The sequence below is a fragment of the Pseudomonas sp. TE3786 genome, assembly GCF_054057335.1.
Map to the genome: position 1 here is coordinate 14,662 of NZ_JBSRZF010000009.1, position 19,373 is coordinate 34,034.

A 19,373-nucleotide genomic window follows, 5' to 3' on the forward strand; every position below is an offset into this window, starting at 1 on the left:
ATCGCAACTGGTCGCGAGATCAGTCGATATTCTGAGAGACCTTCAGTCGGACTTTTCAGATTATCTCCTCATCAGGCTAATCACGGTTTTTGACCCGGCTCTTGCCGGGTCTTTTTTTACCTGGAAAAAAGCGCCTGCGAAAAAGGGCCGCCCACGGCCAATAAAAAACCCGCCGAAGCGGGTTTCAGTGAAACGGTATACAACGACCTTATTTGCGCAGCTCCGCGCAATGGTCCTGCTCCGGCAGTGCTGGGGTGTACCAAACGAAATCCGCCGTGCTCGCCGGCACCCGCTTACCCACCTCAGCCAATACCAGGCTGATAGTGCCCTGCCCGGCCCCCAGATCCCCAAGGTGCAACGGCACACCCAAGTCGCGACGCGCATGGAAGGCCCCAGCAAACAACAACGCCGGCTGCGGTGCGGCCAGTAGACGCTCGGCCATGCGCCGATCACGTTGCTGCTGCACGGCCAGCATCGCTGGCAATTGCTCCTCCGGCAGCAAACCGCAGTGGGATTCGCGAATCTGCTCTAACAGCGGTTCCTGCACGCTTTTCGCTGTCGAGGCAGAGCCTTGCAAAACGGGGCGGGCTTTGTAGATCGTCATGATCTCGCTGCGATCCAGGTTGGCAGCCAGCAGTGGATAGGGCTGCGACAGGGCGTGACGCACAATCGGCCCATACATCGACCATTCCCAGTTCTTCTGCCAGGCCAAAGCGGCGGGCAGGTCTGTCACCTCGTGCCCCCGGGCCTGATCGACCTTGGCCTGCTGGTCCGGGGTGAGCATTTCCATCAGCACACTGCCCTGCGCGCGCTTTTGCTCCAGCGCCTGCAGCAGCCAAAGCTCCAGAGCATGGTGATCGGGATTGTCGTGCTGTTCGCCCACCAGCACGCGAGCCGCAGGTGCCAGACGCTCAACCAGCTGCTCGGGCGTCAGTTGCTCGCCGGTACTCAGATCGCGAATCACACCGAGATCGGCATGTTCACGACCATTCGGCGCTTGCCAGATTGGCAGGGGTGGCAGCGCTTGGCAGCCAGTCAGAAACACACAAAACAGCAAAGCAAAACGCATGGCAGATCCTTAAAAACAGGCCTTAACGGGCAATGATCAGCGGATGTCCGCGCTCGGGATGGTTCTGCACCAGCACTTCCAGATCGAACACCGCTTGCAGCGGCTCAGCCTGCAGCACCTCGTGGGGCGTGCCCAGGGCATGGGGACGGCCGCCCTGCAGCAACAACACGCGGTCGCAGTAACGCGCCGCCAGGTTCAGGTCATGCAGAATCACCAGCACCGCCACGCCACTGGCGGCGATATTGCGCGTGGCCTGCAAGGTGGTGTGTTGGTGCAGCGGGTCAAGCATCGACGTGGGCTCATCGAGCAACAACGTCTGCCCACTAGTGCCCGGCCACAGCTGCGCCAGTACCCGCGCCAGGTGCACGCGTTGGCGCTCACCGCCGGACAATTCCAAATAGTTGCGGCCCGCCAAGTGGCCTGCGTCCGCAGCCCCTAACGCCTCGGCGATGATTTCCTGATCACGCAGACGCCCGGTGGCGTGGGGCAGACGGCCCATGCCAACGACATCCTCAACACGGAAAGCGAAGTTCAGGGTCGAGGTCTGCGGCAGGATCGCCAGACGCTGCGCGCGCTCGGGACCGACCCAAGCCGACAAAAGCTTGCCGTCGAGCGTCACCTGCCCCTCGCTCGGTTTCAGCTCGCCACTCAAGGCATCGAGCAAGGTGCTTTTGCCCGCGCCATTGGGGCCCAGCACGCCGAGTACTTCGCCCGGCTGCAGGCTCAGATCGATACCGCTCAGCACCAGCTTGCTGCCGCGCTGAACGGCCAGATTTTCTGCACGCAGCATCAGGCACGACCTCGCAGCAACAGATATAGAAAGAACGGCGCACCGATCAGCGCCGTGACGATGCCGATTGGCAGTTCCGCTGGCGCCAATATCAGGCGAGCCGCCACATCAGCGAACAGCAGCAAGGCAGCGCCCGCCAACGCCGAAGCCGGCAGCAACACGCGATGGTCCGGCCCTACCAGCAGACGCACCAGGTGCGGCACCACCAAACCGATAAAACCGATCATGCCGGCCGCCGCCACCGCCGCACCGACGCCCAGGGCCGTGCAGAACACCAGCTCGCGCTTGACCCGCTCGACATCAAACCCCAGGTGCCGCGCCTCCGACTCGCCGAGTAGCAGAGCATTCAGCGCCTTGGCGCGTTTGGGCAGCCACAGGCCGACCGCCACGGTCACCACCAGCAGCGGCCAGAGGCGCGAATAGCTGGCACCATTGAGGCTGCCGAGGTTCCAGAACGTCAACGTACGCAGGGTGGCGTCATCGGCCAGGTAGGTGAACAGACCAATCGCCGCACCCGCTAATGCGGTTAACGCGATACCGGCCAGAAGCATGGTCGACACACTGGTCTGGCCGTTACGACTGCCCAGGCGATACACCAACGCCGTCACGACCAAGCCGCCAGCGAACGCGCTGGCCGACAACAGATAGGGGGCGATGGCGTCCGGCAAGCCGCCCAGGGAGGTGCCGCCGACGATGGCAATCGCCGCGCCAAGCGCCGCACCGCTGGAAACACCGACCAGACCGGGGTCCGCCAAGGGGTTACGGAACAGCCCCTGCATCGCCACACCGGACAACGCCAGCACGGCACCAACCGCCAAACCCAGCAAAGTCCGCGGCATGCGGATCTGGCCAATAATCAGCTCGGCCTGGTCCAGCTCGGCACCGCCAATCGGCGCGCCAAACACCCGCATCGCGGCTTTCAACGTATCGAGCCACGGCAGGCTGACCGGGCCGAGCGCCAGCGACAACAGCAGCGCCAGCGCGAGCAACAGGCCCAGTGCAATAAACAGTGAGCGCGGAAGAACAACTGGATTCATGGTTGCGGCTTAGCGTCGGCAGTCAGGGGTTGCGCGGCAGGATAGAAGGCTGCACCGAGCACCGCCAGTGCATCCGGAATGCGCGGGCCGAGACCGCCCACCAGCAAGGTCGGATCAAGCGCCAACAGGCGATCATTTTTCGCTGCGCGTGTGGCGGCCAGCGCCGGGTTCTGCTTGAGCAAGGCCGCTTTGGCTTGCGGCCCGGCAATGCTGCGGTCAGCGAAGATGATTACTTCCGGGTCCAGCGCCAGCAGGGCTTCGGTGGACAGCGCCTTGTAGCTGGTGTGGGTGGTGATGCTGCGACCACCGGCCTGGGTGATCAGCCAGGCACCGATAGTGTCCTGGCCGGCGGCCATCGGGCTGCTGCCGGAATGGGACAGCAGCAGCAAAACAGTGGGGGCAGGTTTGCCAGCCTGGGCGGCGCTTACCCATTGCGCCTGGGCGTGCAGACGCTGCTTGTAGTCGGCCAGTGTTTTCGCCGCACGCGGCTCATCGCCAAGCAGCGCACCGATACGGGCAAGATTGTGCTCCAGGGTCGGCACGTCGGCTTTGGTCGACAACGCCTCGATCGTCACCCCGGCGCTTTTGACTTGCGCCAGCACCGGCGGAGGGCCCATTTCCTCACTGCCCAGCAGCAAGTCCGGCTTCAGGCTCAAGATGCCCTCTGCGGCCAGTTGGCGTTGATAGCCAATACTCGGCAGTTGCTTCAACTCAAGCGGATGCAGGCTGGTGGTATCCACGCCCACCAGTTTGCTCTGGCCTCCCAGCGCGACCACCCATTCGGTGATCGAACCACCGGCACTCACCCAGCGCTGCGGCCGGACGTCGTCGGCAAGTACCGATTGGCTAACGAGAACAGCGCAGCACAGGCTGGCAACTCGGGCAGTCACACGCATGAAAGGCTCCTTTTAATTCTTGGGGGAAGCGTAAACAGTAAAAAACCAGCCTGTACCTATAAATAGAAGGTGCAGGCTGGTTGCGGGGGTAGCTGACGACGGGATCAGGCTTCCAGTGCTGGAGCCGCCTCGGCCAGGTCACGCCATTCAGTCAGTTCCGGCACGCCGGGTTTGCGCGCGCCGAACAGTTGCACGATCAGTTCACCGTGGGCATCGAAGGCTTCGAAACTGGTGATCACCCCGTCGCTGCTGGGCTTGCGCACGCGCCACAACTCGGTCACCGAGTGGCTCTTGAGGTGCAGGTTGAACTCGGGGTCGAGCACGTTGAACCAGGTGTCCATCCAGCGCAGGTTTTTCACCAGGCCGCTGTGAATCTGGATGCAGTGGCGGTTGCCGACAAACACCATCAACGGCACTTCGGTAGTGCCCGCGGTTTCCATCAGCTTCTGCAGCTCCGCCGGAGCCAACGGTTCAGCCCACTCACGACCGGCCAGACGCAGGGCCTGGGTGCGGGTGGTTTCGTGCTTTTTCAGCAGGGCGAAAAAGTGGTGGGTGTCTTTCAGGGTCGACCAACCGGCACGCAGCGACTCGACGTCGATTTCGCTGTCCGGCTTGGCCACTACAGGGGCTGGCATTGGCTTCAGCTCCATAACCGACGTTTGCTCTTCAGCGCGGAAACGTTCAACCAGCGGCACCCAAGCAGCTTCGGTGCTGTCTTCGGTGAGGAACACTTTATGTACGGCGACGCCCTGGTGGTCGAACACCTGGATGCTGCGCTGGGTGCCTATGGCCGTTTCTTCGGCGATGGCGAACACGCTGGCCCAACCGCCGAGGAACAGGCGCAGGTCGATGTCCGGGGAAACCACCAGGCCCATCTGCCCATTGGCCATAACGGTAACGTCGCGGTAGTAGCCTTTGCGCTCATGCACGCAATCTTCGTTACGGGTCAGGGCCATGATGTAGCCCAGCTCGCCGAGGGCCGGCAGCAGCGTGGCCCACTCCGGGTTGAGGCGCACGGTGTCGACGCCCAGGCGGCTGGCAACCAGTTCGCCTTCGCTTACGGCCAGATGCGCAGCGGCATCGCGGGCACGCATTTTTGGCTGTTCGCCGCGCAGGGTCTGCCAGGCCTGGTACAGGTCGCTGGTAGCGGCGTTAGGGTTTGCAGCCTGAATTTGGCTAGTCATGGACAACTCCTCGATCACAATCAACGGCTCGCCGTCAGGGCGAACTCAATAGGTATTTGCACGCGGCTCGGTACAGCACGTCCGTCCACGGTTTCCGGGCGGAACTGCCAATCGGCCACCGCCTCCAGTGCGGCTTCGTCCAGGCTTTCAACCCCGGAAGAACGCACGATTTGCAAGGCCCGCTGCCGGCCACGCTCATCCAGGCGCACCTCCACCAGCACCACGCCCTGCTGATTACGGCGCTTGGCCAGGTTCGGGTAATGCGGCTGCGTGGGCGGTTGCAGATAACTCGGTTGGCGGCTGAACACTTCCTTCATCACCGGCGCAGGCGTCGGTGCCGTCTGGCCGGCGGACGTAGCTGCGCTCGGCAACTCCACTTTCGCCAAGTCCGGGCCGGGAGCGGCTTTGGGCTCGACCGGTTTTGGCGGCGTGGCTTTCTGCGGCTGGGTTTTCTGCGGCGTCAATTTCGCCAGCGGCCGTGGCTCGACCTTGCGCTCAACGAGCAGCGGCTTGACCACCGTCGGCGCTGGCGCAACAACCGGTTCCACCACCGGTTTGGCCGGCTCGACGGCAACCGGTTGTGTCATTGCCACGGTTGCTGGAGCGGGCGCGGGCGCGGGCGGCAGTTGGATCAGCATCACCGCCGGCTGTTTAGCCAAATCCTGAGCACGCCCCGCCTCTACGACGGACTCGCGCAGAAACAAACTCGCCAGTGCGTGCAGCACCAGCGAAACCAGGAAATACGCCGAAAAACGCAGCATTGGATGCCAACACCAACCAAACTTGAATCTATTTGATAATTGTTTGCATTTGCATGTCAAGATCGCTAACGTTCCGCCCCGATATCAAACCGGTGGCCAATGCAGCCACCCGACGTTAACGATCTAGGAGTAGATCCATGCCCCTTCGTCCGCCCTTCGCCCACAAGCCTTGGCTGGTCTTGCTATTGCTCTCGCCGTCGCTGGCCTGCGCCGCTGACAACGCCGAAAAGACTCCGACACAATTCGACACAGTTACCGTGACCGCGACCCGTACCGAGCAAAAGCTCGACGAGGTGCCTAGCACGGTATCGGTGCAGACCGAGCGCGACATCGACCAGAACAACGTCAAAGACATCAAGGATCTGGTGCGTTATGAGCCAGGGGTTTCGGTCGGCGGGACTGGCAGCCGTTTCGGGCTGTCGGGCTTCACCATCCGCGGTATCGGTGGCAACCGTGTGCTGACGCAGGTGGACGGCGTGGCGGTTCCGGATGCGTTCGCGTTTGGACCGTTTATGGAAGCCCGTCGCGACTACATCGATCCCGACACCATGAAGCAGGTAGAAATCATCCGCGGCCCAGCCTCGTCGCTGTACGGCAGCGACGCCATCGGCGGTGCCGTAAGCTTCCTGACCAAGGATGCGGCGGACTACCTGGAAGAAGGCGATGACGCCTACGCCCGCCTGAAAACCGGCTTCGACAGCTCCGATGACAGCTTTATGCGCAGTGCCACTGTCGCCGGCCGTCTGGGCGATGTGGATGGCGTGGTGCATATCGGCCACCGCAATGGCCAGGAAGTCGACTCCTTCGGCGGCAACGACGGTATCGGTGCCAGCCGTGGCGAAGCCAACCCGCAGGATTACAGCGCCGAGAACCTGCTGCTCAAGGGTGGCTGGAATTACTACGCTAACGATCGCCTGCAGTTGACCTATGAACGCTACTCGGTTGACACCGACACCGAGGTACTCAGCGAGTACAGCAACACGGCGACCATCCGCACCTCGGACGCCATCGACAGTACTGACCGCGAGCGCTACAGCCTGCAGCACACGTTCGAGCTCAACAGCCTGTTGGTGGATAAAGTCGACTGGCATCTGGACTATCAGGAAAGCCAGATTCGCCAGCGCACCGAACAGGAACGCTTTGTTTCCAGCGCTTTGCGCGACCGCTACCGTGACTCCAGCTACGAAGAGAAACTCTGGGCACTGAACGCCAAATTCGACAAAGCCTTCGCAACTGGCCCGGTAAACCATCAGCTGATTTACGGCTTCGATGTCAAACGTCTGGAAAACAGCGACCTGCGTCGTGGTGCCGAAACCATCCGCGCCACAGGCGCTAGCGTTCCTGTCGGCTTCGGCGGAGATGTATTCCCGGTTAGCGATTTCCCGGATCCAACCACCAAGGAATACGCACTGTTCGCCCAGAACGACATGACCGTTGGCCGCTGGAGCATCCTGCCGGGCCTACGTTATGACCGCTTCGAAATGAAGCCGCACGTGACTCAGGAATACCTGAACAGCCGCGCGACCGATGCCAATCCGGACGACACCAAGGACGAGCATGTTTCCCCGAAACTCGGCGTGACCTACCAGCTAAACGACGAGCACAGCGTCTATGGCCAATACGCCGCAGGTTTCCGCGCGCCGCAAGCGGTAGAAATGTTCGGCGAGTTTGCCAACCCTGGCCTCTACCGCACCTTGGCCAACACCAAGTTGAAAGCGGAAACCAGCGACAGCTATGAATTCGGTCTGCGTGGCAAATACAGCGTGGGTAGCTTCGGCGCAGCCCTGTTCTATAACCGCTACAAAGACTTTATCGACCAACAGCAAACCTCCCCGTCCGCCGTCGCCGGCTATCTGTACGACTTCCAATACGTCAACAGAGACCGCGTCACCATTCGTGGTGCCGAGGCCAAAGGCGAGCTGTTCCTGGATCAACTGGGCTTGCTGCCAAGCGGCTGGAAAGCCATCGGCTCGGTTGCCTACGCTCGCGGTAAGGATGAAGGAACTGGCCAACCGATCAACAGCGTAGACCCGCTCAAAGGTGTATTCGGTCTGGGCTATGCCGAGCCAAACGGCAAGTTTGGTGGCAGCCTGAACTGGACGCTGGTCGCAGCCAAGGACCGCGTTAACAACGGTTCTGCTGAGGAAGAAGGCACTCCTGATCAGTACGAACCCTCCGGCTACGGTCTGCTCGACCTGAACGGCTGGTGGCAAGTCACCCAAGAGTTCTCGGTAAATGCCGGTCTGTACAACCTCGGTGACAAGGAATACTGGCAATGGGGCGACGTTCAAGGCCTGAGCTCACTGAACACCGGCCTGGACCGCTACTCCCAGCCTGGCCGTCACGCCGCCGTGAATTTCATCTGGGAAATCTGACTATCGCCCATCCCAGGCGCGCGGGATAATCCCCGCTCACCTGGAGGCGACTATGCAGTTTCTCTGCGCCCCGGAATTTCTGGCCGAAGGTCAGAGCCGGGGCTTTTTATTGGGCGGGATAAAGCTCTTGGCCGTGCGCAAAGCAGGTCAGGTGTATGCCTATCTCAACCGCTGCCCGCACAAGGGCGTGCCATTGGAATGGCAGGCGGACGAATTTCTCGACAGCAGCCGCAGCCTGATCCAGTGCGCGCGGCATGGCGCGTTATTTCTGATCGACTCCGGAGAGTGTGTAACGGGGCCCTGCGAGGGCGACTCGCTCACCGCCCTGCCCTGCCGCGAAGATGGCAGTGGTATCTGGGTCACCTTGCCGGGCTAGGGATTACAGCTCGACAGACAGCCGCCGGGTCAGACGAATCTCCGTTGGCGTCAGCTCCGCGCCATACGCCAGCACTTCCACCCCCGCCAATTTCGCTTCACGCAGCGCTGCCGCATAGGCCGCGTCGATCTCCTCGGCCGGGCGCACGGCGTCGATACCGGAAAGGTTCACGCAATACAGCTGCACCGCACGAATACCCTGACGCGCCAGGCTGGCAAGTTCACGCAGATGCTTGGCACCGCGCTGGGTCTTGGCGTCGGGAAAGGCGGCGACTGCCGTGCCGTCAAAACCCAGGGTCACGCTTTTCACTTCGACATAGGCCGGGCCACCGGGGTATTCCAGGCGAAAGTCGATGCGGCTGTTTTCTTCGCCGTAGGGCACTTCGCGCTTCAGCGTGGTGAAACCGGCCAGCTCGCTGATCACCCCTTCGCGCAGCGCTTCCTCCACCAACTGGTTGGCTCGTGCGGTGTTCACGCAGGCCCAGCGACCCTGCGGCGTTTCCGCCAGCTCCCAGGTGCCGGGCAGTTTGCGTTTCGGGTCGCTGCAGCGGCTAAACCACACCGCACCGCCCTCGACCATGCAGTTGAACATCGAGCCGGTGTTCGGGCAGTGGATGGTCAGCAGTTCGCCGCTGCTGGTTTCGATATCGGCGAGAAAGCGTTTGTAGCGGCGAAGCAGGCGGCCTTGTTCCAAAGGTGGATTGAACTGCATCAGGGCCGCCAGGTTTTCAGGCCACGGGCAATACGCTCCACCGCTTCCTGTAGACGCGGCAGGCTTTGCGTGTAGGCAAAGCGCACGTGGTGCCCGGCCTGATAGCGACCGAAATCCAGACCCGGGGTAAAGGCCACATGCTCGGTTTCCAGAAAGTGCTGACAGAAGGCAAAGGCGTCGCCGCCGAAGGCGCTGATGTCTGCATATAAATAGAAGGCACCTTCCGGCTCTACGGCGATACCAAAGCCCAGCTCACGCAAGGCCGGCAGCAGGAAGTCGCGACGACGGGCGAATTCGCCACGACGCTCTTCCAGAATCGCCAGGGTGCCCGGCTCAAAACAGGCCAGCGCCGCATGCTGGGCCATGCTCGGCGCACTGATATAGAGGTTCTGCGCCAGCTTCTCCAGTTCGCCCACCGCCTGCGGCGGTGCCACCAGCCAACCCAGGCGCCAGCCGGTCATGCCGAAGTACTTGGAGAAACTGTTCAGCACAAAGGCGTCGTCGTCCACTTCCAAGACGCTGGCGGCATCGGTGCCATACGTCAGGCCGTGGTAGATCTCATCCACCACCAAGTGACCGCCATGGGCTTTCAGCGCCCTGGACAGACCGCTGAGTTCGTCGCGGGATAACAGCGTGCCCGTGGGGTTGGCCGGCGAAGCGACCAGCGCGCCGACGCTGTCGCGGTCCCAATGGCGGTCGACCAGTTCCGGGGTCAGCTGATAACGCACCTCCGGACCGACCGGCACCAGCTGCGCGGCACCCTCGACCAGACGTAGGAAGTGGCGGTTGCAGGGGTAGCCGGGATCGGCGAGCAACCAGTGCTTGCCAGGGTCGACCAACAAGGCGGTGGCCAACAACAATGCGCCCGATCCGCCGGGCGTAATCAGGATGCGTTCGGGGTCTATGCTCAATCGGTAACGTTGGGCGTAGAAACTCGCAATCGCCTCACGCAGGGCCGGTAACCCACGCGCCGCGGTATAGCGTGTGTGGCCGCTGGCCAAGGCTGCCTGACCGGCTTCGATGATCGGCGCGGCGGTGGTGAAGTCCGGCTCACCTATCTCCAGGTGGATCACATCATGGCCGTCGGCCTGCAATTGATTGGCCCGGGCCAGCAGCGCCATCACATGAAAAGGCTCGATGGCGCGGCTGCGAGCACTGTAGAGCGAAGTCATCGGCCTTCCTTTATATAGGTTCAGGCGGCGATTCTACCCAACCAGTTGGCTAAACAGCAGCACGATGACAACCGGGAGTGGCATACCCGAGGGCGATCTGGTAAGTTCGCCCGCTTGCAGCCGCAGGGCCGGCATAAATGACGGCAATGGACAGTAATCCTGCGCAGTGGATTAGAGAGATTAAGAGGCGGTCATCCATGCCCACCAAAGCAAAAGCAAAGAACGACCCGCTCAACCGCGGCTTCGAACCCTACAAAGAAACCAAGGGCGAGGAGTACATGAGTGAGCCAATGCGTGCGCACTTCACCAATATCCTTGGCAAGTGGAAGCTTGAGCTGATGCAGGAAGTCGATCGGACTGTGCATCACATGCAGGACGAAGCAGCCAACTTCCCCGATCCAGCCGACCGTGCCAGCCAGGAAGAAGAATTCAGCCTGGAACTGCGTGCCCGTGATCGTGAACGCAAGCTGATCAAGAAAATTGACCAGACCCTGCAACTGATCGAAGACAACGACTACGGCTGGTGCGATTCCTGCGGCGTCGAAATCGGCATCCGCCGTCTCGAAGCCCGCCCTACCGCCACGCTTTGCATCGATTGCAAAACCCTGGCGGAAATCAAAGAAAAGCAGATCGGTTCCTGATCTGAGAACGGGGCGCTTAGGCGCCCCGCTTCATTTCTGCCATGCCTATTTCTTCGCGTATGACCACCAAAGCCTACATCGGGCGCTTTGCCCCGACCCCCAGCGGCTACCTGCACTTCGGTTCCCTGGTGGCGGCGCTTGCCTCCTACCTCGACGCCAAAGCCTGCGGCGGCACCTGGCTGCTGCGCATGGAAGATATCGACCCACCCCGCGAAGTGGCCGGCGCTCAAAGCGCAATTCTGCACACCCTGGAAAGCTACGGTTTTCAATGGGACGGCGAACTGGTGCGCCAGAGCGAGCGTCACGACGCCTATGAAAACCTGGTGCAGCGCCTGTTCAGCCAGGGCCTGGCCTATGCCTGTACCTGCTCGCGCAAACAGCTGGAAGCCTACCAAGGTGTGTATCCGGGTTTATGCCGCAATGCCGGGCATGACCAGCAAGGTGCGGCCATTCGCTTGCGCGTGCCGGAACTGGACTACCACTTTACCGACCGCGTACAAGGCGAATACCGCCAACACCTGGGCCGCGAGGTGGGCGACTTCGTGATTCGCCGCCGCGACGGGTTGTACGCCTATCAACTGGCGGTGGTGTTGGATGACGCCTGGCAGGGGGTTACCGATATCGTCCGCGGTGCCGACCTGCTCGACTCCACCCCGCGCCAGCTGTACCTGCAGGAACTGCTCGGCCTGCCGCAACCGCGTTATCTGCATGTGCCGCTGATTATCCAGCCGGATGGGCACAAGCTGGGCAAGTCGTACCGCTCGCCGCCGCTGGAGTCTCATGAGGCGGCGCAGTTGTTGTTACGCGCGTTGCGGGCGCTAGGGCAGCCGGTCGCGCCGGAGCTGGATGACGCCACGCCCGCTGAGTTGCTGGCCTGGGGCGTTCGGCATTGGGATGCGACGCGGATTCCGCGCACGTTGACCTTGGCTGAATCGCAGCTGCGCTAGCCAGCATTCTGGATCCCTGCCTGCGCAGGGATCCAGACTCGTGAAGGCCCCACAATTTGGCGGTATTACCTTCGCCAACGCTTCCAGCCCTTGTTGCCATTCCGTTACCATCGCCGCTCGCCAACCACGAGAAACGGCATGTACATCTACCGATTGGTCTTACTTCTGGTGGTGGGGATTTACCTCTTCTCCCCCGCCATCATGGACTGGTGGATCGACCCGACCGGGGCTTGGTATCGCCCGTACCTGCTGTGGCTGATCCTTATCGTGGTGACCTTTATCTTGCAGAGCGGACGTGATGCTGACGAGCTTTAGCCTGAGTCAGCTGATCCTGATCAGCGCTGCCTACCTTCTTGTACTGTTCGGCGTGGCCTGGATCAGCGAGCGCGGCATCATTCCGCGCTGGATCGTCTCGCACCCGCTGACCTACACCTTGTCCCTCGGCGTCTACGCCAGCGCCTGGGCCTTTTATGGCACCGTCGGCCTGGCCTATCAGTACGGCTTCGGCTTTCTTGCCAGCTACCTCGGGGTGTCAGGCGCGTTCTTGTTGGCGCCAGTGCTGCTCTACCCGATCCTGCGTATCACCCGGACCTATCAACTGTCGTCCCTGGCCGACCTGTTTGCCTTCCGCTTTCGCAGCACCTGGGCCGGCGCGCTGACCACGCTGTTTATGCTGATTGGTGTGTTACCGCTGCTGGCCCTGCAATTCCAGGCGGTGGCCGACTCCATCGGCATTCTCACCCGCGAACCGGTGCACGAGCGGGTGGCGCTGAGTTACTGCGCGCTGATCACCCTGTTTACCATTCTGTTCGGTGCCCGGCATATCGCCACCCGCGGCAAAAACGAGGGGCTGGTATTCGCCATTGCCTTCGAATCGGTCGTGAAAATGGTCGCCCTCGGCGGCATCGCCCTATATGCCCTGTACGGCGTATTCGGCGGTCCCCATGAACTGGAAGTGTGGCTATTGCAGAACCAGGCGACCCTGGCCGCGCTGCACACACCATTGCAGGAAGGCCCGTGGCGCACGCTGCTGCTGATCTTCTTCGCCTCGGCCATCGTCATGCCGCACATGTACCACATGACCTTCACCGAGAACCTCAACCCGCGGGCCATGGTCAGCGCCAGCTGGGGCCTGCCGCTGTTCCTGTTGCTGCTCAGCCTGACCGTGCCACTGATTCTCTGGGCCGGGCTGAAACTGGGGGCCACCACCAACCCGGAATACTTCACCCTCGGCATCGGCATCGCGGTCAACAACGACACCCTGGCGCTGCTCGCCTATGTCGGCGGGCTGTCGGCCTCCAGCGGCCTGATCATCGTCACCACCCTGGCGCTGTCGGGCATGGCACTCAATCACCTGGTGTTACCGCTGTATCAACCACCGGCCCAGGGCAATATCTACCGCTGGCTGAAGTGGACGCGCCGCGCCCTGATCATTGCGATCATCGCCGCCGGCTACGGCTTCTATCTATTGCTCGGTGCCGAGCAGGACCTGGCCAACCTGGGCATCGTCGCCTTCGTCGCCACCTTGCAGTTCCTGCCGGGCGTGCTGTCGGTGCTGTACTGGCCGACCGCCAACCGCAAAGGTTTTATCGCCGGTCTGCTGGTCGGGATCGCGGTGTGGATGGCGAGCATGCTGTTACCCCTGATCGGTAACGTGCAGGGCATCTACATTCCGCTGTTCAACTTTGTCTACGTGCTCGACGACACCAGCTGGCACCTGGCAGCCATCGCTTCGCTGGCCGCCAACGTGCTGGTGTTTACTCTGGTGTCGCTATTTACCGAGTCCAGCCCGGAAGAAGAAAGCGCCGCCGAGGCCTGCGCCGTCGACAATGTGCGCCGCCCGCAGCGCCGCGAACTGTTGGCCACCTCGCCGCAGGAGTTCGCTACCCAACTGGCCAAACCCCTGGGTGCCAAGACCGCGCAACGGGAAGTGGAACAGGCGTTGCGCGATCTGCACCTGCCCTTCGATGAAAACCGGCCGTATGCCCTGCGCCGTCTGCGCGACCGTATCGAAGCCAACCTCTCCGGCCTGATGGGGCCAAGCGTGGCACAGGACATCGTCGAGACCTTCCTGCCGTATAAATCCGGCAGTGAAAGCTATGTGACCGAAGACATCCACTTCATCGAAAACCGCCTGGAAGACTACCACTCGCGCCTCACCGGCCTGGCTGCCGAGCTCGATGCCCTGCGCCGCTACCACCGCCAGACCCTGCAGGAATTGCCGATGGGCGTGTGCTCGCTGGCCAAGGACCAGGAAATCCTGATGTGGAACCGCGCCATGGAGGACCTCACCGGGATCGTCGCCCACCGGGTGGTCGGCTCGCGGCTGTCTACTATTGGCGAGCCGTGGAAGGCATTGCTTGAAGGCTTTATCAACCTGCCCGACGAACACCAGCATAAACAACGCCTGGCCCTGGATGGGCAGATCCGCTGGCTGAACCTGCACAAAGCCGCCATCGATGAGCCACTGGCTCCCGGTAACACCGGCCTGGTGTTACTGGTCGAAGACCTCACCGAAACCCAGATGCTCGAAGACAAACTGGTGCACTCCGAGCGTCTGGCCAGCATTGGCCGCCTGGCCGCCGGGGTGGCTCACGAAATCGGCAACCCGATCACCGGCATCGCCTGCCTGGCGCAGAACCTGCGCGAAGAACGGGAAACCGACCCAGAGCTGGCGGAAATCAGCAGCCAGATCATCGAACAGACCAAACGCGTATCGCGCATCGTGCAGTCGCTGATGAGCTTTGCCCACGCCGGAGCCAGACAACAGGCCGAAGAGCCGGTGTGCCTGGCCGAAGTGGCGCAGGACGCCATTGGGTTGCTGGCCCTGAACCGGCGCAGCATCGAAGTGCAGTTCTTCAACCTGTGCGACCCGGAGCACTGGGCCGTCGGCGATCCGCAACGGCTGGCCCAGGTGCTGATCAACCTGCTGTCCAATGCCCGTGATGCCTCGCCACCGCGCGGTGCCATCCGGGTGAAGAGCGAGGCCAGCGAACAGACCGTGGATCTGATCGTCGAAGACGAAGGTACCGGTATTCCCAAAGCGATCATGGACCGCCTGTTCGAACCCTTCTTTACTACCAAAGACCCCGGTGAGGGAACCGGCCTGGGCCTCGCTCTGGTCTATTCCATCGTGGAAGAGCATTATGGGCAAATAACCATCGACAGCCCGGCAGACCCGGAGCTACAACGCGGAACCCGGATTCGGGTAACGTTACCGCGACATGTCGAAGCGACGTCCGTAGTGACCAGAGATCGTCGAGAGAGCTGAATTCATGCCACATATTCTGATCGTCGAAGACGAGACCATTATCCGTTCCGCCCTGCGCCGCCTGTTGGAGCGCAACCAGTACGAAGTTAGCGAAGCCGGCTCCGTGCAAGAGGCTCAGGAACGGTTCAGCATCCCCAGCTTTGACCTGATCGTCAGCGATCTGCGTCTGCCAGGGGCCCCGGGTACCGAGCTGATCAAGCTGGGCCAGGGCATACCGGTGTTGATCATGACCAGCTACGCCAGCCTGCGTTCAGCGGTCGACTCCATGAAGATGGGCGCGGTGGACTACATCGCCAAACCCTTCGACCATGACGAAATGCTCCAGGCCGTGGCGCGCATTCTGCGCGACCGTCAGGACAACAAACCCGCTACCGCCGCAGCCAGCACCAGCAATGGCAGCCGCGCTGCTGACAAAGCCGCCGCCGGTAACAGTAACGGCGAGATCGGTATCATCGGCTCCAGCCCCTCGATGCAGGAGCTGTACAGCAAGATCCGCAAAGTCTCCCCCACCGACTCCACCGTGCTGATTCAAGGCGAGTCCGGCACCGGTAAAGAACTGGTGGCGCGTGCTCTGCACAACCTGTCGAAACGCGCCAAAGCGCCGATGATCTCGGTGAACTGCGCGGCCATTCCGGAAACCCTGATCGAGTCCGAACTGTTCGGCCACGAAAAAGGTGCGTTCACTGGTGCCAGCGCCGGCCGAGCCGGCCTGGTGGAAGCGGCCGATGGCGGCACCCTGTTTCTCGATGAAATCGGCGAGCTGCCACTGGAAGCCCAGGCGCGCCTGCTACGCGTGCTGCAGGAAGGCGAGATTCGCCGCGTCGGCTCGGTGCAGTCGCAGAAGGTCGACGTGCGCCTGATCGCCGCAACCCACCGGGACCTGAAAACCTTGGCCAAAACCGGCCAGTTCCGTGAAGACCTGTTCTACCGCCTGCACGTAATCGCCCTGAAACTTCCGGCGCTGCGTGAACGTGGCGCGGATGTCAGCGAAATCGCCGCCCTGTTCCTGGCTCGCCAGTCGGCCAAGATGGGCCGCAGCGACCTGCGCTTTGCCGCAGATGCCGAACAGGCGATCCGCCATTACACCTGGCCGGGTAACGTGCGTGAGCTGGAAAACGCCATCGAGCGTGCCGTAATCCTCTGCGAGGGCTCGGATATTTCCGCAGAGCTACTGGGCATCGACGTCGAGCTGGACGATCTGGAGGACGGTGATTTCCTCGGTGCCCCCCTCACCCACACCAGTAACAACGCCCACGAGCCCACCGAAGATCTGTCCCTGGAAGACTACTTCCAGCATTTCGTACTCGAGCACCAGGACCACATGACCGAAACCGAGCTGGCGCGCAAATTGGGCATCAGCCGCAAATGTCTATGGGAGCGTCGTCAGCGCCTGGGCATTCCACGGCGCAAAACCGGCGCGGCGCTCGAGGGTTGACAGCGTGACGGTAACAACCGATGTGCGCGCCCACTCGCCACACTTTGTTACCGCTTCAATATCGCGTAACAAAAGCCGGGTCTTACGGTAACGGAAACCCGGCTTTTTTGTGCCTGTTCTGACACAGTGAATTTAGCTAAGCCCTTGTTTTACAAGGATTCATAAAAACTGGCACGGCTCCTGCTATATGTTTGGTACAACAACAATAACAAGCACCACCAAAGACAATAAAAATAAGACGTACCGACTCCAGCACAACAAAAACAAAATCGCGGGAGGCGCAGCTAACTGATTCTTTTGGAGAGGAATGGCTTTTGGGGTTCGCCCCGCGACCAGGCTGAGAACAACAAAACTGCTACTAGGCAGAGCCCGAACTGGTTGGATCGAATGATCATGGCTACATCAGCATCCAAAGCAATCCGTTGTCTATTAACCTCCGAATTGGGGGTTTTTCCTGAAGCCACTAGGCCGATGGAACGGGTCAACAAACAAAAACAACAAGCCCGACATAATAATAAAAATAAAGCACGCACCTACTTGGGGGGGAGCTTCGGCTCCCCCAGTAGCTTTCGCTACAACCCTCCGGCAACTCCCCCCTTCTGCTACACCCCTTGCAAAGCCTGCTTTACCTCGCTTTCTAAGCGTCCTACACCATCCCCCGACACAATGCTAGAATCCGCAGCCATCATGCGGTCATTTCCAATTCTGGCCGGTCATCCCGTCAAACAGTGCATCCCATGCTGAAAAAGCTGTTCCAGTCCTTACGTTCCCCCTTGCGCCGCGCCAAGCAGCATCCGCGCAGCACCCCCGAAGTGGTGACCAGTCACCAGCACCCGCTGCGCCGCGCGCATATCAGTCGCTATGCGGTAAGCATTGTCGAGCGTCTGCAGAATGCCGGTTACCAGGCCTATCTGGTGGGCGGTTGCGTACGTGACCTGCTGCTGGATATCGAACCGAAAGACTTCGACGTCGCCACCAGCGCCACCCCCGAACAGGTCCGCGCCGAGTTCCGCAATGCGCGGGTGATCGGCCGCCGTTTCAAGCTGGTCCATGTGCATTTCGGCCGCGAGATCATTGAAGTCGCCACCTTCCGCGCCAACCACCCGGTCAGCGAGGAAGACGAAGACAGCAACCAGTCTTCGCGCAACGAGAGCGGGCGCATTCTGCGTGACAATGTGTACGGCAGCCTGGAGGACGACGCCCAGCGCCGCGACTTCACTATCAATGCCCTGTACTTCGACGTTACCGGCGAACGCATCCTCGACTACGCCCGCGGTATGCACGACATCCGCAACCGCCAGGTGCGCCTGATTGGCGACCCGGAAAAACGTTACCTCGAAGACCCGGTGCGCATGCTGCGTGCGGTGCGCTTCGCCGCCAAGCTCGATTTCGAGATCGAAAGCCATAGCGCCGAGCCGATTCCACGCCTGGCCAAGATGCTGCGGGATATCCCTTCGGCGCGCCTGTTCGACGAAGTGCTCAAGCTGTTCCTCTCCGGCTACGCCGAGCATGTGTTCGAGCTGCTGCTCGAGTACGACCTGTTCGAACCGCTGTTCCCGGCCAGTGCCGCCGCGCTCAAGCAGAGCCCGGAGTACACCTACAACCTGATCAGCCAGGCGCTGATCAACACCGACCAGCGTATTGAAGACGGCAAGCCGGTCACCCCGGCCTTCCTCTTCGCCGCCCTGCTCTGGCCTGCGCTGCCGGCCCGCGTGATCAAGCTGCAAGACCGCGGCATGCCGCCGATTCCGGCGATGCAGGAAGCCGCCCACGAGCTGATCGCCGAGCAATGCCAACGCATTGCCGTGCCAAAACGTTTCACCATTCCGATTCGCGAAATCTGGGATATGCAGGAGCGCCTGCCACGCCGCAGCGGCAAACGCGCCGACCTGCTCCTGGAAAATCCACGCTTCCGTGCCGGCTACGACTTTCTGCTGCTGCGTGAAAGCGCCGGCGAGAAGACCAATGGCCTGGGCGACTGGTGGACGGACTACCAGGACTGCACCGACAGCGAACGCCGCGCGATGATTCGCGAACTGGCGGCCAACCCGGACGAAACCGGCAGCGCTCCGCGCAAACGCCGGCGTGGCGGCAACCGCAAACGCGGTGCGACGCCGAGCCCGGCGCAAGACTGATGGAACGCGTGTATATCGGCCTGGGCAGCAACCTGGCCGAACCTCTGCAACAACTGCGCGGTGCCCTGGCGGCGCTGGCGCAGTTGCCGCACACCACCCTCGCGCAGCAGTCCTCCTTCTATAGCAGCGACCCCCTCGGCCCCGCCGACCAGCCGCGCTATGTGAATGCCGTTGCAGCGCTGGATACCAGCCTCGAACCGCTGCAATTGCTCGACGCCTTGCAGACCATCGAACTGGAACAAGGCCGCGAACGCAAAGCCGAACGCTGGGGCCCACGCACGCTGGATCTGGATATCCTCGCCTTTGGCCAACGCCTGCTCAACGAACCCCGCCTGCAAGTGCCGCACTACCATATGCATGCACGGCCGTTCGTCCTCTACCCGCTGGCCGAACTGGCCCCCGAACTGACCCTGGCCGATGGTCGTCGCCTGCCCGACTTGCTACTGGCCTGCCCCTTCGAAGGCCTGGAGCGCTTGCCCGCTTCGCTGTAACCGGCATGGTTGCTGGGTTCAGGTAGTAAAACTACAAGCGCCGCATTGGCGGTAACGCCAGTAACAAGTCGGTAACACCTGC

General features: G+C 61.7%; 17 protein-coding genes. 9 read left to right on the forward strand and 8 right to left on the reverse strand.

The window, feature by feature from the left end; genetic code table 11:
* Positions 1-208: 208 nt before the first annotated feature.
* The 6 genes from ACVW0Y_RS11870 to ACVW0Y_RS11895 all read right to left on the reverse strand — a co-directional run bounded on the left by ACVW0Y_RS11870 (position 209) and on the right by ACVW0Y_RS11895 (position 5,737).
* The gene (locus ACVW0Y_RS11870) at positions 209-1,069 is read right to left on the reverse strand and encodes a ChaN family lipoprotein (RefSeq protein WP_457438505.1); all 861 of its coding nucleotides are present in this window, start codon (positions 1,067-1,069) and stop codon (positions 209-211) included.
* A gap of 22 nt (positions 1,070-1,091) precedes the next feature.
* Entirely contained in the window at positions 1,092-1,859 is a 768-nt protein-coding gene (locus ACVW0Y_RS11875) for a heme ABC transporter ATP-binding protein (RefSeq protein ID WP_457438506.1), read from the reverse strand.
* Complete coding sequence (locus ACVW0Y_RS11880) at positions 1,859-2,896, reverse strand: FecCD family ABC transporter permease (protein ID WP_457438508.1); 1,038 nt, start codon at positions 2,894-2,896, stop codon at positions 1,859-1,861. Before ACVW0Y_RS11880 ends, ACVW0Y_RS11875 begins: the two co-directional genes overlap by 1 nt.
* A complete protein-coding gene (locus ACVW0Y_RS11885) occupies positions 2,893-3,792 on the reverse strand; it encodes a heme/hemin ABC transporter substrate-binding protein (protein ID WP_457438509.1) in 900 nt (299 codons plus the stop codon). The genes ACVW0Y_RS11880 and ACVW0Y_RS11885 overlap by 4 nt, the downstream gene beginning before the upstream one ends.
* A 104-nt stretch (positions 3,793-3,896) precedes the next feature.
* Positions 3,897-4,976 (reverse strand): hemin-degrading factor, encoded by a 1,080-nt coding sequence (locus tag ACVW0Y_RS11890; protein WP_457438511.1) that lies wholly within the window; start codon positions 4,974-4,976, stop codon positions 3,897-3,899.
* A 20-nt stretch (positions 4,977-4,996) separates the two neighbouring features.
* Positions 4,997-5,737 carry a TonB family protein gene (locus tag ACVW0Y_RS11895; RefSeq protein ID WP_457438512.1) on the reverse strand — a complete coding sequence of 247 codons (741 nt, stop codon included), beginning with the start codon at positions 5,735-5,737 and terminating at the stop codon, positions 4,997-4,999.
* A gap of 137 nt (positions 5,738-5,874) precedes the next feature.
* Here ACVW0Y_RS11895 and ACVW0Y_RS11900 point away from each other — a divergent pair, with 137 nt between their 5' ends.
* Together ACVW0Y_RS11900 and ACVW0Y_RS11905 are read left to right on the forward strand one after the other, a co-directional pair.
* On the forward strand, positions 5,875-8,112 hold the full coding sequence (locus tag ACVW0Y_RS11900) for a TonB-dependent hemoglobin/transferrin/lactoferrin family receptor (protein ID WP_457438513.1): 2,238 nt from the start codon (positions 5,875-5,877) through the stop codon (positions 8,110-8,112).
* 52 nt (positions 8,113-8,164) lie between these two features.
* Positions 8,165-8,488 (forward strand): Rieske (2Fe-2S) protein, encoded by a 324-nt coding sequence (locus ACVW0Y_RS11905; protein WP_457438514.1) that lies wholly within the window; start codon positions 8,165-8,167, stop codon positions 8,486-8,488.
* A gap of 3 nt (positions 8,489-8,491) precedes the next feature.
* Here ACVW0Y_RS11905 and sfsA read toward each other — a convergent pair whose 3' ends face one another.
* Together sfsA and ACVW0Y_RS11915 are read right to left on the reverse strand one after the other, a co-directional pair.
* Positions 8,492-9,199 (reverse strand): DNA/RNA nuclease SfsA, encoded by a 708-nt coding sequence (sfsA, locus tag ACVW0Y_RS11910; RefSeq protein ID WP_457438515.1) that lies wholly within the window; start codon positions 9,197-9,199, stop codon positions 8,492-8,494.
* A complete protein-coding gene (locus tag ACVW0Y_RS11915; protein WP_457438516.1) occupies positions 9,199-10,371 on the reverse strand; it encodes a pyridoxal phosphate-dependent aminotransferase in 1,173 nt (390 codons plus the stop codon). The genes sfsA and ACVW0Y_RS11915 overlap by 1 nt, the downstream gene beginning before the upstream one ends.
* 197 nt (positions 10,372-10,568) lie before the next feature.
* Here ACVW0Y_RS11915 and dksA point away from each other — a divergent pair, with 197 nt between their 5' ends.
* The 7 genes from dksA (at position 10,569) to folK (ending at position 19,291) form a co-directional block, all read left to right on the forward strand.
* Positions 10,569-11,012 carry an RNA polymerase-binding protein DksA gene (gene dksA / locus ACVW0Y_RS11920; RefSeq protein ID WP_457438518.1) on the forward strand — a complete coding sequence of 148 codons (444 nt, stop codon included), beginning with the start codon at positions 10,569-10,571 and terminating at the stop codon, positions 11,010-11,012.
* 59 nt (positions 11,013-11,071) lie between these two features.
* Positions 11,072-11,959: a tRNA glutamyl-Q(34) synthetase GluQRS gene (gene gluQRS / locus ACVW0Y_RS11925; protein ID WP_457438695.1), complete on the forward strand. Its 888-nt coding sequence runs from the start codon at positions 11,072-11,074 to the stop codon at positions 11,957-11,959.
* Positions 11,960-12,097: 138 nt separating this feature from the next.
* Positions 12,098-12,274, forward strand: a complete 177-nt coding sequence (locus ACVW0Y_RS11930; protein WP_108100001.1) for a hypothetical protein — start codon at positions 12,098-12,100, stop codon at positions 12,272-12,274.
* The gene (locus tag ACVW0Y_RS11935; protein WP_457438519.1) at positions 12,258-15,230 is read left to right on the forward strand and encodes a sensor histidine kinase; all 2,973 of its coding nucleotides are present in this window, start codon (positions 12,258-12,260) and stop codon (positions 15,228-15,230) included. The genes ACVW0Y_RS11930 and ACVW0Y_RS11935 overlap by 17 nt, the downstream gene beginning before the upstream one ends.
* A gap of 4 nt (positions 15,231-15,234) precedes the next feature.
* Positions 15,235-16,665, forward strand: a complete 1,431-nt coding sequence (locus ACVW0Y_RS11940) for a sigma-54-dependent transcriptional regulator (RefSeq protein ID WP_457438521.1) — start codon at positions 15,235-15,237, stop codon at positions 16,663-16,665.
* A 737-nt stretch (positions 16,666-17,402) separates the two neighbouring features.
* Complete coding sequence (locus ACVW0Y_RS11945) at positions 17,403-18,800, forward strand: polynucleotide adenylyltransferase PcnB (protein WP_271198132.1); 1,398 nt, start codon at positions 17,403-17,405, stop codon at positions 18,798-18,800.
* Positions 18,800-19,291, forward strand: a complete 492-nt coding sequence (gene folK / locus ACVW0Y_RS11950; protein ID WP_457438523.1) for a 2-amino-4-hydroxy-6-hydroxymethyldihydropteridine diphosphokinase — start codon at positions 18,800-18,802, stop codon at positions 19,289-19,291. Before ACVW0Y_RS11945 ends, folK begins: the two co-directional genes overlap by 1 nt.
* Positions 19,292-19,373 lie beyond the last annotated feature (82 nt).

Coding starts and splice junctions, on each gene's coding strand:
- ACVW0Y_RS11870 (WP_457438505.1), bottom strand. CDS start 1,069: ATGCGTTTTGCTTTGCTGTTTTGTGTGTTTCTGACTGGCTGCCAAGCG.
- ACVW0Y_RS11875 (WP_457438506.1), bottom strand. CDS start 1,859: ATGCTGCGTGCAGAAAATCTGGCCGTTCAGCGCGGCAGCAAGCTGGTG.
- ACVW0Y_RS11880 (WP_457438508.1), bottom strand. CDS start 2,896: ATGAATCCAGTTGTTCTTCCGCGCTCACTGTTTATTGCACTGGGCCTG.
- ACVW0Y_RS11885 (WP_457438509.1), bottom strand. CDS start 3,792: ATGCGTGTGACTGCCCGAGTTGCCAGCCTGTGCTGCGCTGTTCTCGTT.
- ACVW0Y_RS11890 (WP_457438511.1), bottom strand. CDS start 4,976: ATGACTAGCCAAATTCAGGCTGCAAACCCTAACGCCGCTACCAGCGAC.
- ACVW0Y_RS11895 (WP_457438512.1), bottom strand. CDS start 5,737: ATGCTGCGTTTTTCGGCGTATTTCCTGGTTTCGCTGGTGCTGCACGCA.
- ACVW0Y_RS11900 (WP_457438513.1), top strand. CDS start 5,875: ATGCCCCTTCGTCCGCCCTTCGCCCACAAGCCTTGGCTGGTCTTGCTA.
- ACVW0Y_RS11905 (WP_457438514.1), top strand. CDS start 8,165: ATGCAGTTTCTCTGCGCCCCGGAATTTCTGGCCGAAGGTCAGAGCCGG.
- sfsA (WP_457438515.1), bottom strand. CDS start 9,199: ATGCAGTTCAATCCACCTTTGGAACAAGGCCGCCTGCTTCGCCGCTAC.
- ACVW0Y_RS11915 (WP_457438516.1), bottom strand. CDS start 10,371: ATGACTTCGCTCTACAGTGCTCGCAGCCGCGCCATCGAGCCTTTTCAT.
- dksA (WP_457438518.1), top strand. CDS start 10,569: ATGCCCACCAAAGCAAAAGCAAAGAACGACCCGCTCAACCGCGGCTTC.
- gluQRS (WP_457438695.1), top strand. CDS start 11,072: ATGACCACCAAAGCCTACATCGGGCGCTTTGCCCCGACCCCCAGCGGC.
- ACVW0Y_RS11930 (WP_108100001.1), top strand. CDS start 12,098: ATGTACATCTACCGATTGGTCTTACTTCTGGTGGTGGGGATTTACCTC.
- ACVW0Y_RS11935 (WP_457438519.1), top strand. CDS start 12,258: ATGCTGACGAGCTTTAGCCTGAGTCAGCTGATCCTGATCAGCGCTGCC.
- ACVW0Y_RS11940 (WP_457438521.1), top strand. CDS start 15,235: ATGCCACATATTCTGATCGTCGAAGACGAGACCATTATCCGTTCCGCC.
- ACVW0Y_RS11945 (WP_271198132.1), top strand. CDS start 17,403: ATGCTGAAAAAGCTGTTCCAGTCCTTACGTTCCCCCTTGCGCCGCGCC.
- folK (WP_457438523.1), top strand. CDS start 18,800: ATGGAACGCGTGTATATCGGCCTGGGCAGCAACCTGGCCGAACCTCTG.